Source organism: Streptomyces griseus (genome assembly GCF_001715295.1).
GTDB lineage: Bacteria > Actinomycetota > Actinomycetes > Streptomycetales > Streptomycetaceae > Streptomyces > Streptomyces griseus_G.
In genome coordinates, this window is record NZ_MDKB01000005.1 from 339,048 (window position 1) to 354,543 (window position 15,496).

Consider the following 15,496-nt stretch of genomic DNA (forward strand, 5'->3'; position numbering starts at 1 on the left):
GGCCGGGAGACGGGTCCGCGCCGGGCCGGGCTCCGGGCTGATGCGCAGTCACCACTGTCCCGGACGGAGGGCCCCGGCGCACCGCTCTCACCGAATCTCCCCAGTGGCACGGCCGGCGGGGGTGCGTGGGAGGATGACGTCGTCCTGCAGGCCGCTGCCGGACCGTGCGGACAGAGGGAAGGGCCGGGCCGGCGTTGAGCGAGAACCAGAACCTGCTCGCCGAGCAGCGGCGTGCCCTCATTCTCGACGAGGTGCGCAAGCGCGGCGGGGTCCGGGTCAACGAGCTGACCCGGAAGCTGAACGTCTCGGACATGACCATCCGCCGGGACCTGGACGCGCTGGCACGCCAGGGGGTCGTCGAGAAGGTGCACGGCGGTGCGGTCCCGGTCGTCGACGCGAGCACGCACGAGCCGGGTTTCGAGGCGAAGTCGACGATGGAGCTCGGTGCCAAGGAGGAGATCGCCCGGGCTGCGGCCGTGATGGCGGTGCCCGGCAGCGCGATCGCGCTCTCCGGTGGTACGACCACGTTCGCGCTGGCCCGGCACCTGGTGGACGTACCGGGGCTGACGGTGGTGACGAATTCGGTGCGGGTCGCCGATGTGTTCCACGACGCGCAGCGTCCCCAGGCGTCCGGCGGTCTGCGGCCGGGGGCGGCGACGGTGGTGCTGACCGGCGGGGTCCGTACGCCGTCGGACTCGCTCGTCGGGCCGGTCGCGGACCGGGCGATCGGCTCCCTCCATTTCGACCTGCTCTTCCTCGGGGTGCACGGGATCTCGGTCGAGGCCGGCCTCTCGACCCCGAACCTCGCCGAGGCCGAGACGAATCGCCGTCTGGTCCGCGCCGCCCGCCGCGTCGTCGTGGTCGCCGATCACACCAAGTGGGGCACGGTCGGGCTGAGTTCGTTCGCCTCCCTCGACCAGGTGGACACGTTCGTCACGGACGCGGGGCTGCCGGCCGGCGTGCGCCAGGAGATCGAGGAGCAGCTGCCCGGCCTGGTCGTGGCGGGCGGTGCGGTGGACGAGTAGGGCGTGTTCGAAAGTAGCGTCGTCTGCCCGGAGGGCAGGCCCGGCGGCGTCCGGTGCGTGCGATCGCAAGGCGGAGGGTCGCCTCGATACCGGTGTATCGGGGCAATCCCGACAACGCGGCGAGTGTGCGTGCCAGGCGTGGCCGGGCAGACGGGACTTTCGAAACGCGCCCTGGTCCGGGCGTTCCGCTCAGCGGCCTGGGGGCCTCGGACGTCCTACTATCGGAGCGTGGCCATCTTCCGGATCGAGCGTTTCACTCCCCTCCCCGCCGCCGAGGCATGGCGCCGGGTGACCGACTGGGAGCGGCACGCCGGGGCGGTTCCGCTCACCTCGGTCGGCGTCCGGACGGACCCGCCCACCCGGACGGGCACGGTTTTCGTCGCGCGTACGGGAGTGGGGCCGCTCGCCGTCGACGACCCGATGGAGGTGGTGCGGTGGTCGCCGCCCGCCGCGGGGCGGGCAGGTCTGTGCGAGCTGGAGAAGCGCGGTTCCGTGGTGCTGGGCCGGGCGTCGATCGACGTCCGCCCGACCGGCTCGGGATCGCACGTCATCTGGGTCGAGGAGGTGCGGGTGCGGCTGCTGCCGCGGTGGGGTGATCCGCTGCTCTCGGCAGCGGGGCGGCGCGTCTTCGGCCGCGTGCTCGACACCCTCCTCGGGGACTGAGGCCGGCCTGTTCCGGACGGGCCGGGGCCCGTCCGGAACACGTCGCCGGACCGTGGGGCTTCAGCCGGCCCAGACCCCGGTGGCGAGGAAGCGCTCGATCGTCTCCGTGTACGGCCGGATGTCCAGGTTCTGCTCGTTCAGCCAGGCGTCGGAGTAGTACTTGTCGAGGTAGCGGTCGCCCGGATCGCAGAACAGCGTGACGATGCTGCCGGTACGGCCCTGCTCCACCATCTCTGCCACCAGCCTCAGCGCGCTCCACAGGCCCGTGCCCGTCGAGCCGCCCGCCCTGCGGCCGATGGCGCGCTCCAGTACGCGTACCGCGGCGATGGTCGCCGCGTCGGGCACCTTCATCATCCGGTCGATGGCGCCGGGCACGAAGCTCGGCTCCATGCGGGGCCGGCCGATGCCCTCGATGCGGGAGCCGCAGTCGCTGGTCGCCAGCGGGTCGTGGCGGGTCCAACCGTCGAAGAAACAGGAGTTCTCCGGGTCGGGTACGCAGATCAGCGTGTCGTGCTGCATGTAGCGGACGTAGCGCCCGATGGTCGCGGAGGTGCCGCCGGTTCCGGCCGTGGCGACGATCCAGGCCGGCTCCGGATACCGCTCCAGCGTGAGCTGCTGGTAGATGGACTCCGCGATGTTGTTGTTGCCCCGCCAGTCGGTGGCCCGCTCCGCGTAGGTGAACTGGTCCATGAAGTGACCGCCGGTCTCGGCCGCGAGAACAGCGGACTCCTCGTAGATCCTGCGGGCGTCGTCGACGAAGTGGCACTGCCCGCCGTGGAATTCGATCAGCCGGCACTTCTCGGGGCTGGTGGTGCGGGGCATGACCGCGATGAACGGAACGCCGATCAGCTTGGCGAAGTACGCCTCCGAGACGGCGGTCGAGCCGCTGGACGCCTCGATGACCGGCTTGTCCGGGCGGATCCAGCCGTTGCAGAGGCCGTAGAGGAAGAGCGAGCGCGCCAGCCGGTGCTTGAGGCTGCCGGTGGGATGCGTCGATTCGTCCTTGAGGTAGAGATCGATGCCCCATTCCTCGGGCAGCGGGAAGCGCAGGAGGTGGGTGTCCGCGGAACGGTTGGCGTCCGCCTGGACCTTGCGCACGGCCTCCTTGAGCCAGGCCCGGTATTCCGGGTCGCTGCGGTCGACGTCGACCGTCGCCTCGGCCCCGCTGTCACCTCTGTGCTCGCTCGCGTCCATCACGGGGTCTCCTTCTCACGACGGCGGTCTCCGGTACCGCCCACGGTATTCCCCCCACCTGCACAAACCTTCACTTTGATGCCCCATAGTCCCTCCTTGGCGTCCGCGCTCCCGGTGCGCGCCCCCCGGTGGGGAGGTCACGCCGATCCGGGGCCGACAGGCCCTGGCCGGGCGGCACCGGTACAGGGCACACTTCTCAGGAGATACCGGCGCGAGGGGGGCTGAGTCGTCATGGCCGAGGCAGAGTTCAGCGCGAGCGACGTCAGGATCGAGAGATGGCCCCGCTCCCTCACCAGGGCGGGCCAGGTCATCGTCAAGGACGGCCGGGTGGCTCTGCTGACCAGTAACGGCCGGGAGATCGTCAGCGCGCCGGTGGCCAGGGTGAGGGCCGGGCAGCGGTGGTTCCTGGCGGCCGACGCGGCGGTCGCGCGGATCGACGGGGTGCGCTACCGGCTGACCATGGGCCAGCGCAACCGCAGGCCGGGCGGCGCGGCCCCGGTCCGCAGGTTCCTGGAGGCGCTGCGGGCGGCCCGGCCGGCGGGAACCGACCCAGCGGTGCCGTACGCACACCGCGAGTTGCGGAGCCCAACCCCCTGAGTCACGCTGGTCACACGTCACTGAAGGTGTACCGGTGGTGACCGCGTGAGCCGCTCCGCCGGGACCGTCCAGGGCGGACCACGCACGACCAGATCCACACACAGCAGTCAGCCATCTGCTGGATCCGTTCCTTCGTCTTCTTCCGGACCTACTTCGGGGAGTCGCAGCCGTGATCAGCGAGCCAAGCAGGCACTGCACGGTGGAGCTCCAGGCCCTGCCGTCGCGGATCGGCCAGATCCGCAGAATCATCTCGGCGCAGTTGCGGTACTGGCATCTCGATCCTCTGATCGACCACGCGGCGCTCGGCGTCACCGAGCTGCTGACCAATGTCCACCGGCACGCACAGCCGGACAAGTCATGCACCGTCACGATCGAGCTGCTGCTCGACCGTCTGACCGTCTCCGTCCACGACCGCGACCCCCGCGTACCGACCGTGCACGACGCCGACGCGTCCGCGACCTCCGGACGTGGGCTGGCACTGATCGCCGCGGTCAGCGAGAACTGGGGCGTACGGCCGGGCGACGGCGCGGGGAAGGTCGTCTGGTTCACCCTCCAGGCCCCTTCCTTCTCCTCCGCGCTGCCGCCGCTGCCGGTGTACGGCTCGACGACCGACGGTCCCTTCGGCTCCGGCCCCGGGGTCCTCACGGAACCGGCGGCGGCCCGCACGCAGCCCCGGCCGACCGTCGTCGGCTGACGACCACGGCGGGGCCCACCCCCCTGCCACCGCGCGGGGACGCGGCGGCAGGGGGTGACCGGCACGCTCCCCCTGCCGGGGCTCCGTGCCCCGGACGGCCACGGTCACGCCGGCTCGCCCCGGCCGTACTCCCCCGCGGCTCGCCCTGGGGGAGTACGGCCCCGTCGACCTCTGTTTCCGGCCGGGTTCGCCGCCACGGGCGCCCACTGTACCTACTGGTATGTACAGTGGGCGCATGAGCACTCCGGACCGTCTCGTCGAGGCCACGCGGGAGCTGCTGTGGGAGCGCGGCTACGTGGGCACCAGCCCCCGGGCCATCCAGCAGCAGGCGGGCGTGGGCCAGGGCAGCATGTACCACCACTTCGCGGGCAAGCCGGACCTGGCGCTCGCCGCCCTCGTCCGTACGGCCGCGGAGCTGCGGGAGGCGGCCGGAAGCGTGCTGGACGGCCCCGGGTCGGCGTACGAGCGGATCTCCGCCTACCTGTTGCGCGAGCGCGATGTGCTGCGGGGCTGCCCGGTGGGGCGGCTGACGATGGATCCGGAGATCGTGAAGAGCGGCGAACTGCGCGCACCGGTGGAGGAGACGATCGCCTGGCTGCGGGCGCGGCTCACCGGGATCGTCCAGGAGGGCCTGGACGCCGGTGAGTTCAGGCCGGGACTGGTTCCCGAGGAGATCGCGGCCACCGTCGTCGCAACTGTCCAGGGCGGCTACGTCCTGGCCCGCGCCTCCGGCTCACCCGCCGCGTTCGACTCCGCGGTACGGGGTCTGCTCGCCCTGCTCGCCCCTGGTACACCGACGACCTGAGGAGTACGCCGTGCATGCGATGCAGTACGAGATCACCCTGCCCGCCGACTACGACATGGAGATCATCCGCAGGCGTGTCGCGAGCCGGGGTCACTTCCTGGACGACTTCCCCGGGCTGGGCCTCAAGGCGTACCTGGTCCGGGAACGCGGTGAGTCGTCGCCGGTCCATCAGTACGCCCCGCTGTACCTGTGGTCGTCCCACGAGGGTATGAACACCTTCCTGCGGGGCCCCGGCTTCCAGGGGGTGGTCGACGACTTCGGGCGCCCCGAGGTCCAGCACTGGTCGGGGCTCTCGTACCTGGAGGGGCGCGCGGCGGGCGCGGTCCCCCGTACGGCGCTCCGCCACCGTGTCCGGATCGCGGACACGGTGCGGCCGGGTGAGGCGGTGGACGCGGCGCTGGCGGAGCACCGCGCGCAGGCCACCACGCCGGAGGCCGTCGCCACGGCGCTCGCCCTCGACCCGCGGCACTGGGAACTGCTCCATTTCACGCTCTGGGAGGACGAGCCTCCCGAGTCGGCGCCCGGCGACCGCTACCAGGTGCTGCATCTGTCGGCCCCGGAGCGCGAGGGGTTGGCCCGGGTGGGCGCCGGGGCCTGATCAGGCCAGTGCGGCCAGCGGGTCGTCCAGCACGGGCTGCCAGGCCAGTTCGGCGGCGCCCACCAGGCTGTTGTGGGCCAGGGTGCAGGACAGGATCGGCACACTGCCGCTGCGGCCCCACAGGCTCCGGTCGGCCACCACCGCCCGGAGGCGCTCGGGATCGGCCTCCAGGAGGTCGCGGTGCAGCCCGCCGAGGATGATGCGGTCCGGGTTGAGGATGTTGACGAGGCCCGCCAGGCCGAGGCCGAGGCGGTCGATCAGCTCCTCGGCGGCGGCCCGGACACAGGGGTCGTCGTACTCCGTGCGCAGGAGGTCGCCCGCCTGCTTGAGGAGCGACTCCTCGGGGCCGGGGTCCCTGCGCGCCGAGGTGAGGAAGGCGAGCGGGTCGGTCTCGACGTCCAGACAGCCGCGTCCCCCGCAGTGGCAGGGGCGCCCCTCGGGGTTCACCGTGAGATGTCCCACTTCCAGGGCGAGCCCCGAACTCCCCGTGTGCAGGCGGCCGTCGAGGACGAGGGCGCCTCCCACACCCCGGTGGCCGGTGGCCACGCACAGCAGGTGCTGGGCCCCGCGGCCCGCACCGTGCCGGTGCTCGGCGAGGGCCGCGAGGTTGACGTCGTTGCCGGTGAACGCCGGACCGGCGATACCGGCCGCGCGCACGCGGGCGGAGAAGATCTCCCTGACGGGGGCACCCGCCGGCCAGGCAAGGTGCATCGGGTTGAGGGCGGTGCCCTCCGGTTCGGCGACCGCGGAGGGGACGGCCAGGCCGGCGCCCACGCAGCGAAGTCCGCTCTCACGCAGCAGCAGGGCGCCCGCCTCGACCACCTCGCCGAGCACCTGGGCGGGATCGGCCATGACGGTCACGCAGCCGGGCGCGGTGGCCACGATCCTGCCCCCGAGTCCCACGAGCGCGGCACGGAAGCCGTCGGAGTGCACCTGGGCGGCGAGGGCGACCGGGCCACCGTCCCGGACGGACAGCCGGTGCGAGGGGCGGCCCTGCGAACCGGCCGCGGAGCGTGGACTGGAGTCGACCCTGATCAGCCCGAGCGCTTCCAGTTCCGCGGCCACGGCACCCGCGGTGGCACGGGTGACGCCGAGTTCGGAGGTCAGGACGGCGCGGGTGGGCGCCCGGCCGGTGTGCACCAGCTCCAGGGCGGGCCCGAGCGCGCTGCGGCCCCTCTCCAACTTCGTCCGCGTGGTGGTCGCCTTGCCGTTCATGGGGGCGAGTCTCCCATGATCCGCAGCCGCTGCCGACGCTCCGGCGCCCCGTACCGTCCACCGGCCGGTCACGGGCGCCGACGGTCTTGCGTACGTTCGCGCCGCCACCCTATGCTCACTTTGTGCCGCCAGTGAACAAAATGCGGACGGCCCTGCCCGGGGGACTCGGCGGAGACACCGCCCCCCTCCCTCCGGCCCGCCTCCGTACCGCGCTGACCGTCTTCTTCGCCCTGGACGGCTTCCTGTTCGCCGGCTGGGTGGTCCGTATCCCGGCCGTCAAGCATCAGACGGGAGCCACCGCCTCCGCCCTGGGACTGGCGCTGCTGGGCGTCTCCGCGGGTGCGGTCGTCACCATGATGCTCACCGGCAGGCTGTGCCGGCGCTACGGGAGCCACGCCGTCACCGTGGTCTGCGGTGTGCTGCTCTCGTTGAGCATCACCCTTCCCGCGCAGACGCACACGCCCCTCGCCCTGGGGCTGGTCCTGCTGCTGTTCGGCGCCGCGTACGGCGGTATGAACGTGGCGATGAACAGCGCGGCCGTGGACCTGGTGGCCTCGCTCCGGCGTCCCGTGATGCCGAGCTTCCACGCGGCGTTCAGTATCGGCGGGATGGCCGGGGCCGGCCTCGGTGGACTGGTCGCCGGCGGGCTCTCCCCCTCGGCGCACCTCTTCGGCCTGGCCGGCGTCGGACTTCTGGTCACCGCGGTCACCGGCCCTGCCCTGCTCCGGAACCGGGTGGCCCCCGGACCGGGGGCCACGGAGCCGACCGCACCTCGACCGGCTGCCGGGGCACGGCCTCCGGGGGAGGCACGGGAGCAGCCGCGTGGCATGACCGGCCGCGTACGCCGGGTCGTCGTACTGTTCGGCGTCATCGCGCTCTGCACCGCGTACGGCGAGGGCGCGCTGGCCGAGTGGGGGGCGCTGCACCTCACGCAGGACCTGCACGCCGGGCCCGGTCCGGCCGCCGCCGGATACTCCCTCTTCGCCCTGACCATGGCCGTCGGCAGGCTCGGCGGCACGAGTCTCCTGGAGCGGTTCGGACAGACGCGGACGCTGGTGGCGGGAGGGGTGACCGCCGCGTCGGGAATGCTGCTGGGTGCCCTCGCGCCGGTCCTGTGGCTCGCCCTGCTGGGCTTCGCCGTGGCCGGCCTGGGGCTGGCCAACATCTTTCCGGTCGCGGTCAGCCGTGCGGGGGCGCTGGCCGGACCGGCCGGCGTCGCCGCCGCCTCGACGCTCGGATACGGCGGGATGCTCCTGGGACCGCCGCTGATCGGCTTCCTGGCCGACTGGATCTCCCTGCCCGTGGCGCTCACGACGGTCACCCTGTTCGCCGCGGTGGCCGCCGTGCTGGGCTGCACGGCCCGCACGGCTACGCACACGTGAGCGATTGAGTAGCCGTACTCAGGCGCGGGCGGCTCCCCCCGCGCACCCTGGAGGTACCGATCCGACCTACGGGAGCTGGACATGAACGACCTGATGAAGAACGCGCGGCTGCGGACCCTGGCCCGGCTGACCTTCGGCAACACGGCGTCACGCGTCTATCTCGGCCTCGTCGTGGCGGTCGCGTTGTTCGTCACCGTCGACACCCTGTTCGTGGCGCACGAGGATGCCTCGTTCGCCGGTGTCTGGCTGTTCTTCCTGGCCGCGCCCACCGTGTTCGTCTTCTTCGTGGGCACATCCCTGGCCGGCGCGGAGACGGGCGGCCCCGCCTGGTTCGTCTACCTCGGCCTGATCGTGTCGGTGCTCGTGCAGGCGTGTGCGCTGGGCTGGTTCTCGCGGCTGCTGCGCGGCGTCGGCCACGGTCGCTCCACCCGCCCTCAGGGCGCTTGACGCACCGGGCGGAATCCCGTCCGCGCAGATCCCTCCCGGGGGACACGAACGTCCCTCAGGCGGAGGGCCGTTCACTCGCCGCGGCCGCCCGGACCACGGCAACGAACGCCCGGAGACAGGTCGGTCCGGTGCCGGCGGCCGGGACTTGTGCGCCCTCGGCGTACGGCCCCGGTGACGCCGCCGCGTAGCGAGCACCCGGCGCCTCGATCACGAACCGGGCGGGCCCGGGTGGGCTCCGCCCGGATCAGGACACGGTACGGCCTCAGCGGTCCAGAGCCGACATGGCCCGCTGCGCCAGCGGATGCGTCCGGACGAGTTCGGCCAGCGACGTGGTTCCCCGGGTGATCCCGGCGAACGCCTTCCAGGCGGGGCGGAATCCGGTCAGCACCGCGTGCAGCATTCCGGGGCGCCGCTCGAAGAGCTTGAGCATGCGGCGGCCGACGCCCATCTCGACGCCCAGCCCCGCCTTGATCGCGAAGGCGTAGTTGAGCGCCTGGCGCCGGGCGTCGACGGCATCGTGCGCTTCCGCGATCCGTACCGCCCACTCCCCCGCGAGCCGGCCGGACCGCAGGGCGAAGGAGATGCCTTCCCTGGTCCACGGCTCCAGGAGCCCCGCCGCGTCACCGCAGACGACCACCCGGCCGCGGGAGAGCGGCGAGTCCTCGCTACGGCACCGTGTCAGATGTCCGGAGGAGATGGTCGGTTCGAATCCGGCGAGGCCCAGCCGGCCGATGAAGTCCTCCAGATAGCGCTTGGTACCCGCGCCGTCGCCGCGCGCCGCGATCACTCCGACGGTCAGCGTGTCCCCCTTGGGAAAGACCCAGCCGTAACTCCCCGGAATCGGCCCCCAGTCGATCAGCACCCGTCCCGCCCAGTCCTCGGCGACCGTGGCGGGGACCGGGATCTCGGCCTCGAGGCCGAGGTCCACCTGGTCGAGCTTCACCCCGACATGGGCTCCTATGCGGCCGGCGCTGCCGTCCGCGCCGACGACCGCCCGGGCGAGGACCGTCTCACCGCCGGCCAGCACCACGGCTACCGTGCGCCGGTCCGGGACCGCGGGACCGTGCTGCTCCACCCGCGTCACCGACACACCGGTGCGCAGTTCGGCACCCGCCTTCTGCGCCTCCTCGACCAGTCCCGCATCGAACTCCGGCCGGTTGATCAGCCCGAAGAGCATGCGCTTGGACCTGCGGGTACGGGACAGCTTCCCGTTCAGCGAGAACGTCACCGCGTGGATCCGGTCCTTCAGGGGGAGTTCGAACCCCGGGGGCAGCGAGTCCCGGGAGAATCCGATGATCCCGCCGCCGCACGTCTTGTACCGCGGCAGTTCCGCCTTCTCCAGCAGCAGCACCCGACGGCCTGCGACAGCTGCCGCGTACGCCGCGGAAGCTCCGGCCGGGCCCGCGCCGACCACGACGACGTCCCACACCGACGACTCCTGCGGTACCGACGACGTCTCTTCCGCCTCACGTCCGGCGTCTGCGTTCTCGCTGCTCACGATGTGCTTCTGCTCCCGATCCCGACCAGTGGCCCCAACTGCTCACGGCATCCTACGGCGCGCGGCGGCCCGGCCTCGCTGTGGGAGGATCAGCCATGATTTCGTCGTACATGCGACGCCGCCACCCCGGCGTCGCCCCGGACGCGCACACGGCGCGCCGCGGACCCGACGTCGCACCCACGAGGAGCGTGCCCATGACCGCCCGTCCGATCACCGAGACCGTCGCCTCGCTGATGCCCCGCGCGAAGACGGAACTGGCCGAGCTGGTGGCCTTCCGGTCGGTGGCGGACCCCGCGCAGTTCCCGAAGAGCGAGTGCGACGCGGCAGCCGACTGGGTCGCCGACGCGCTGCGCGCCGAGGACTTCCAGGACGTCGCCCTGCTCGACACCCCCGACGGCACCCGGTCCGTGTACGGCCGGCTGCCCGGCCCGGCAGGCGCGCCGACCGTCCTGCTGTACGCGCACTACGACGTGCAGCCGCCGCTGGACGAGTCGGCCTGGGCCTCCCCGCCCTTCGAGCTGACCGAGCGCGACGGCCGCTGGTTCGGCCGGGGGGCCGCCGACTGCAAGGGCGGCTTCCTCATGCACCTGCTCGCGCTGCGCGCCCTCAAGGCGAACGGCGGCGTCCCCGTCACCGTCAAGGTGATCGCGGAGGGTTCCGAGGAGCAGGGGACGGGTGGTCTCGAACAGTACGCGCAGGCGCACCCGGAGCTGCTCGCCGCCGACACCGTCGTCATCGGCGACACCGGCAACTTCCGGGTCGGCCTGCCCACCGTCACGTCCACGCTGCGGGGCATGACCATGCTGCGCGTACGGCTGGAAACCCTCGAAGGCAACCTGCACTCCGGGCAGTTCGGCGGAGCCGCCCCGGACGCGCTGGCCGCGATGATCCAGCTGCTGTCGACGCTGCGCTCCGCGGACGGTACGACGACGGTCGACGGGCTGGCCTCGGACGCGGTGTGGGACGGACTGCAGTACCCGGAGGGCGAGTTCCGCCAGGATGCCAAGGTGCTGGAGGGGGTGGAGCTGATCGGCACGGGTACGGTCGCGGACCGTATCTGGGCACGCCCCGCGGTGACCGTCATCGGCATCGACTGCCCGCCGGTGATCGGCGCCACACCGTCGCTGCAGGCGAGCGCCCAGGCGCAGGTGAGCCTGCGGGTGCCGCCGGGTCAGGACGCGGGCGAGGCGACCGACCTGCTGATCGCCCACCTCGAGTCGCACGTCCCGTGGGGTGCCCGGATCTCGGTGGAACGGGTCGGTCATGGGCAGCCGTTCCGCGCCGACACCGGAAGCCCCGCGTACACGGCGATGGCGGACGCCATGCGGGTCGCCTACCCGGGTGAGGAGATGCAGGTCTCCGGCATGGGCGGCTCGATCCCGCTGTGCAACACCCTCGCGGAGCTCTACCCCGAGGCGGAGATCCTCCTGATAGGGCTGAGCGAGCCGGAGGCGCAGATCCACGCGGTGAACGAGAGCGTGTCGCCCCAGGAGCTGGAGCGGCTGTCGGTCGCGGAGGCGCTGTTCCTGCGCAACTACGCGGAGTCCAGGACGGCTTGAGGACGGCGGGCGGGACCGGCACCGCCCACCCCCGCACGCACCACGGCGACGCCGCCCGGGGCCTTGCACTCCGGGCGGCGTCGGGCCGGTCCCGCCGTGAAGGCGTGACCTGACGGCGCGGGCGTTCCCTCGGACACGACCTGACAGGCGGGCACGGCCCCGGAGCCGTCACACGTTGACCGGAACCTGCCATCGCCGACCGGGTCACGGCCGGTATGTGCCATCCTCCGCATCATTGACCGGAACCTGCCACCTCTGGCGCGTCATGGCCGGAAGTCACCCCCGGTGGGCTGACCGCCCACCGGTACCCCCGCTTCCAGGTTCAGCACGACGGACCGCTCCCGGGCCCGCAGGGCCCAGCGCAGCCGTTCGTAGCGGGTGGGCGGCAGCAGGGACGCCGCCTCCTCCTCGGTGACGAACCGCCAGCCGCGCAGTTCCTCGCCGGGCAGCAGCAGCCGGGAGGCGTCCTCACCGCGCAGCAGCCCGCCGTCGAACAGGAAGCGCAGCCCTCCGTATCCGGGCGGTTTCGGGGCCTCCCAGTCGACCACCAGGAGCTCCGGCGCCGTTCCGAGGTGGAGGCCGAGTTCCTCGGCGACCTCTCTCGTCCCGGCCCGGGCCGGCGCCTCCCCGGACTCCACCACCCCGCCGGGGAACTCCCAGCCGGGCTTGTAGGTCGGGTCGACGAGCAGGACGCGGTCCCGTTCGTCGAAGAGCAGAACCCCGGAGGCGACGGTCTCCCCGCGCGGTTCCGGCGTCTGGACTATTCCGCAGTCCTTGGCCACCCCCGTGCGCAGCGCCTCTGCGATGCGTTCGGCCGTCGCACGCGGGGTGAGCGTGCCGGTGTCTATCAGGTGGGCGTCCTGGGTGATCCAGTCGAGCGCCGCCCGGTAGTGCCGGAGGTGCTCGTACGCCCCCTGCCGTGCGCGCCCGTCCTGCTCCGGATCGTCCGCGAACTCCGCACGGCCGGCCATCCGTCTTCGCAGGATCGTTTCGTCAGGCGCAAGGAGCACATGTCGCACCGGAATGCGCCGGGAGGCGAGCCCTCCGAAGATCTCGTCGCGATGCTCCTGCCGCAGGAGCGTCATGGGCACCACGAGAACCCCGGGCAGCTCGGCGAGCAGGGCGGCGGCCGTGTCCACCACCAGACGCCGCCAGATCGGGAGGTCCTGGAGGTCGGCCACCTCGGCGAGCTTCTTCTGCGGCAGCAGGTGGCGCAGTCCCCGTCCGATCAGTTCGGGGTCGTAGAAGGTGCTGTTCGGGATCAGATCGATCAGTTCGTTCGCGGCGCTGGTCTTTCCCGCGCCGGACGCACCGTTGATCCAGACGATCACGGGTCCCCCTCTTCCGTAGCCCCCTGTGGCTTGCCCGCAACACCCCTCTGCGGAAACCCCACCGGGGCGATGCCCTTGTGCGCCCGGACGCCCCGACGCCCGCCGGGGGCGTGCGACGGCACGGGACCGGAGGGCCGTCCGGACGCGACGGGTGCCCGCCGTGGAGCCGTCCGGACGGACAGCCGGGCGCGGGTGGGAGGACGGCACGGGATGGTGCGCGGTGCTCCGGTGACTACCTCGGCAGGACGTCGGCCGGACCCGGCGTGACGCCGGTGAACGGGCGTGACGCCCATGCGACCCGGCCCCCGGCCCGCACTACTGCGCGACCACGGGCCGCACGGCGCCGACGGCCCCCGGGGGGACCGCCGCAGCGGCGGCCGCCGCTCCCACCAGCCCCGCGTCGGTCCCCATGACCGCGGGGGTCACCGTGAGGCCCCGGACGAAGGAGAGCGTGGCGTAGTCACGCAGGGACCGCCGCAGCGGCGCGAACAGCACGTCCGCCGCCCCGGCCACTCCCCCGCCGATCACCGCGATGTCGATCTCGACCAGGGTGGCGGTGGCGGCGATACCGGCCGCGAGCGCCCGGGCGGCCCGTTCGTACGAGGCGAGGGCGACCGGGTCCCCGGCCCGGGCGGCGGCAGCCACGGCCGCTGCCGTGGCATCGCCGTCCCGGCCGGGGAGCCAGCCGTTCTCCAGCGCCCGCCGGGCGATGTTCGGGCCGCTGGCGAGACGTTCGACGCAGCCGCGGGCGCCGCACGGGCAGAGGTCACCGTCCAGGTCGACGCTGATGTGGCCGATGTGCCCGGCGTTGCCGGTGGGGCCCGGGTGGAGCTTGCCGCCGAGGACGAGTCCGCCGCCGACGCCCGTGGAGACCACCATGCACAGCGCGTTGTCGTATCCGCGGGCGGCACCCAGCCAGTGCTCGGCAGCCGCCACCGCGACCCCGTCGCCGACCAGGACGACGGGCAGCCCGCCGATCGTCCTGCCGACCCTCTCCACGAGCGGGAAGTCCCGCCAGCCCGGAACGTTCACCGGGCTGACCGTGCCCGCCGACGCGTCCACCGGCCCGGCGCTGCCGATGCCGCACCGGCCCGCCCGGTGCCACAGCGGGGACGCCATGAGCTCGGCCAGGACCTCGTTCACCGCCCCCATCACCGCCTCCGCGTCCTCGCGGGCCGGCGTCGGCCGCCGCGCCCGTACGAGAAGCGCTCCGTCGCCGTCCACCAGCGCGCCGGCGATCTTGGTGCCGCCGATGTCGAGCGCGGCGACGAGGTCGGTATGCATCGGTGTCGTCTCTCCGGAGGGTGATGGCGCCGGACCTGCGGCTTCCGTCAATGGGTCTGCTCAGTCTCCTCGGATATGACAACGTTGTCCAGGGCCTATGCTCGAGGCCTCGGCCCCCGGCCCCCCGCAGGCCCACCGAAACCGCCCGCATCCGACGACAGGACAGCGCACCGTGGCCATGACCGCCCGCCATTCCGAGTCCCGCTACGGCAACAGGCCGACCATGAAGGATGTGGCGGCCCGTGCCGGAGTCGGCCTCAAGACGGTCTCCCGGGTGGTGAACGGCGAACCCGGGGTCACCCCCGACACCGAACGCCGCGTCCAGGAGGCGATCGAGGCCCTCGGCTTCCGGCGCAACGACAGCGCCCGCGTGCTGCGCAAGGGCCGCACCTCGTCGATCGGTCTCGTGCTGGAGGATCTCGCGGACCCCTTCTACGGGCCGCTGAGCCGGGCCGTGGAGGAGGTGGCCCGGGCCCACGGAGCCCTGCTGATCAACGGGTCCAGCGCGGAGGACCCGGAGCGCGAGCAGGAACTCGTACTGGCGCTCTGCGCCCGCCGCGTGGACGGTCTCATCGTGATCCCGGCGGGCGACGACCACCGCTATCTGGAGCCGGAGATAAAGGCGGGCATCGCCACGGTGTTCGTCGACCGTCCGGCCGGCCGGGTCGACGCCGACATGGTGCTCTCGGACAGTTTCGGCGGCGCGCGCGAGGGCGTGGCCCACCTGGTGGCCCATGGTCACCGCAGGATCGGCTTCATCGGTGACCAGCCGCGCATCCACACGGCCAAGGAGCGGCTGCGCGGCTACCACACGGCGATGACCGACGCCGGCATCACGGTCGAGGACTCCTGGGTCTCCCTCGGCTCCACCGACCCCGCGCGGGTCAGGGCGGCCGCGGAGACCATGCTGCGGGGCCCTGAGCCGGTCACCGCGCTCTTCGCCGGCAACAACCGTGTGACCGTCACCGTCGTACGCGTCCTCGCCGAGTGCGACCGCAGGATCGCCCTGGTGGGCTTCGACGACATCGAACTGGCCGACCTGCTCGGCATCACGGTGATCTCGCAGGACGCCGCGGCGGTCGGCCGCACAGCGGCGGAGCACCTCTTCCGTCGTCTGGACGGGGCCGACCACGCCCCGGCGAGGGTGGAGCTTGCGACCCGGCTCGTCCCCCGGGGGTCGGGGGAGCTTCCGCCGGCCGCCTGA

The 15,496-nt window shown here is 72.8% G+C and carries 15 protein-coding genes; 10 read left to right on the top strand and 5 right to left on the bottom strand.

All coding sequences use genetic code 11. The features are described 5' to 3' along the window. Positions 1–194: 194 nt before the first annotated feature. Together BA175_RS26295 and BA175_RS26300 are read left to right on the top strand one after the other, a co-directional pair. Positions 195–1,025, top strand: a complete 831-nt coding sequence (locus BA175_RS26295) for a DeoR/GlpR family DNA-binding transcription regulator (RefSeq protein WP_069174000.1) — start codon at positions 195–197, stop codon at positions 1,023–1,025. A gap of 228 nt (positions 1,026–1,253) precedes the next feature. Further along, positions 1,254–1,688 (top strand): SRPBCC family protein, encoded by a 435-nt coding sequence (locus BA175_RS26300; protein WP_069174001.1) that lies wholly within the window; start codon positions 1,254–1,256, stop codon positions 1,686–1,688. Between the two features lie 60 nt (positions 1,689–1,748). Here BA175_RS26300 and BA175_RS26305 read toward each other — a convergent pair whose 3' ends face one another. Next, entirely contained in the window at positions 1,749–2,882 is a 1,134-nt protein-coding gene (locus tag BA175_RS26305) for a PLP-dependent cysteine synthase family protein (RefSeq protein WP_069174002.1), read from the bottom strand. A gap of 231 nt (positions 2,883–3,113) precedes the next feature. On the opposite strand from BA175_RS26305, the gene BA175_RS26310 reads away from it, so the two are divergent. From BA175_RS26310 to BA175_RS26325, 4 genes are all read left to right on the top strand, one after another. Beyond that, positions 3,114–3,479: a hypothetical protein gene (locus BA175_RS26310; RefSeq protein WP_069174003.1), complete on the top strand. Its 366-nt coding sequence runs from the start codon at positions 3,114–3,116 to the stop codon at positions 3,477–3,479. A 169-nt stretch (positions 3,480–3,648) separates the two neighbouring features. After that, on the top strand, positions 3,649–4,173 hold the full coding sequence (locus BA175_RS26315) for an ATP-binding protein (RefSeq protein WP_069174004.1): 525 nt from the start codon (positions 3,649–3,651) through the stop codon (positions 4,171–4,173). Positions 4,174–4,408: 235 nt separating this feature from the next. Then, positions 4,409–4,978 carry a TetR/AcrR family transcriptional regulator gene (locus BA175_RS26320; protein ID WP_254667991.1) on the top strand — a complete coding sequence of 190 codons (570 nt, stop codon included), beginning with the start codon at positions 4,409–4,411 and terminating at the stop codon, positions 4,976–4,978. A 10-nt stretch (positions 4,979–4,988) separates the two neighbouring features. Further along, entirely contained in the window at positions 4,989–5,576 is a 588-nt protein-coding gene (locus BA175_RS26325; RefSeq protein ID WP_069174006.1) for a DUF4865 family protein, read from the top strand. Here BA175_RS26325 and BA175_RS26330 read toward each other — a convergent pair whose 3' ends face one another. Continuing rightward, positions 5,577–6,791, bottom strand: a complete 1,215-nt coding sequence (locus tag BA175_RS26330; RefSeq protein ID WP_069174007.1) for an ROK family protein — start codon at positions 6,789–6,791, stop codon at positions 5,577–5,579. It abuts the gene before it with no gap. Between the two features lie 122 nt (positions 6,792–6,913). Here BA175_RS26330 and BA175_RS26335 point away from each other — a divergent pair, with 122 nt between their 5' ends. Next, positions 6,914–8,173, top strand: a complete 1,260-nt coding sequence (locus tag BA175_RS26335) for an MFS transporter (RefSeq protein ID WP_069174008.1) — start codon at positions 6,914–6,916, stop codon at positions 8,171–8,173. Positions 8,174–8,254: 81 nt separating this feature from the next. Beyond that, positions 8,255–8,620: an SCO4225 family membrane protein gene (locus BA175_RS26340; RefSeq protein ID WP_069174009.1), complete on the top strand. Its 366-nt coding sequence runs from the start codon at positions 8,255–8,257 to the stop codon at positions 8,618–8,620. Positions 8,621–8,882: 262 nt separating this feature from the next. Here the strand turns inward: BA175_RS26340 and BA175_RS26345 are convergent, their stop codons facing one another. Then, positions 8,883–10,118: a geranylgeranyl reductase family protein gene (locus BA175_RS26345; protein ID WP_069174010.1), complete on the bottom strand. Its 1,236-nt coding sequence runs from the start codon at positions 10,116–10,118 to the stop codon at positions 8,883–8,885. A gap of 194 nt (positions 10,119–10,312) precedes the next feature. On the opposite strand from BA175_RS26345, the gene BA175_RS26350 reads away from it, so the two are divergent. Next, positions 10,313–11,677, top strand: a complete 1,365-nt coding sequence (locus BA175_RS26350; RefSeq protein ID WP_069174011.1) for a dipeptidase — start codon at positions 10,313–10,315, stop codon at positions 11,675–11,677. A 263-nt stretch (positions 11,678–11,940) separates the two neighbouring features. Here the strand turns inward: BA175_RS26350 and BA175_RS26355 are convergent, their stop codons facing one another. Both BA175_RS26355 and BA175_RS26360 read right to left on the bottom strand, forming a co-directional pair. Then, on the bottom strand, positions 11,941–13,008 hold the full coding sequence (locus BA175_RS26355; protein WP_069174012.1) for an NUDIX hydrolase: 1,068 nt from the start codon (positions 13,006–13,008) through the stop codon (positions 11,941–11,943). A 315-nt stretch (positions 13,009–13,323) separates the two neighbouring features. Continuing rightward, on the bottom strand, positions 13,324–14,292 hold the full coding sequence (locus BA175_RS26360; RefSeq protein ID WP_069174013.1) for an ROK family protein: 969 nt from the start codon (positions 14,290–14,292) through the stop codon (positions 13,324–13,326). Positions 14,293–14,464: 172 nt separating this feature from the next. Here BA175_RS26360 and BA175_RS26365 point away from each other — a divergent pair, with 172 nt between their 5' ends. Further along, a complete protein-coding gene (locus tag BA175_RS26365) occupies positions 14,465–15,496 on the top strand; it encodes a LacI family DNA-binding transcriptional regulator (protein WP_069174014.1) in 1,032 nt (343 codons plus the stop codon).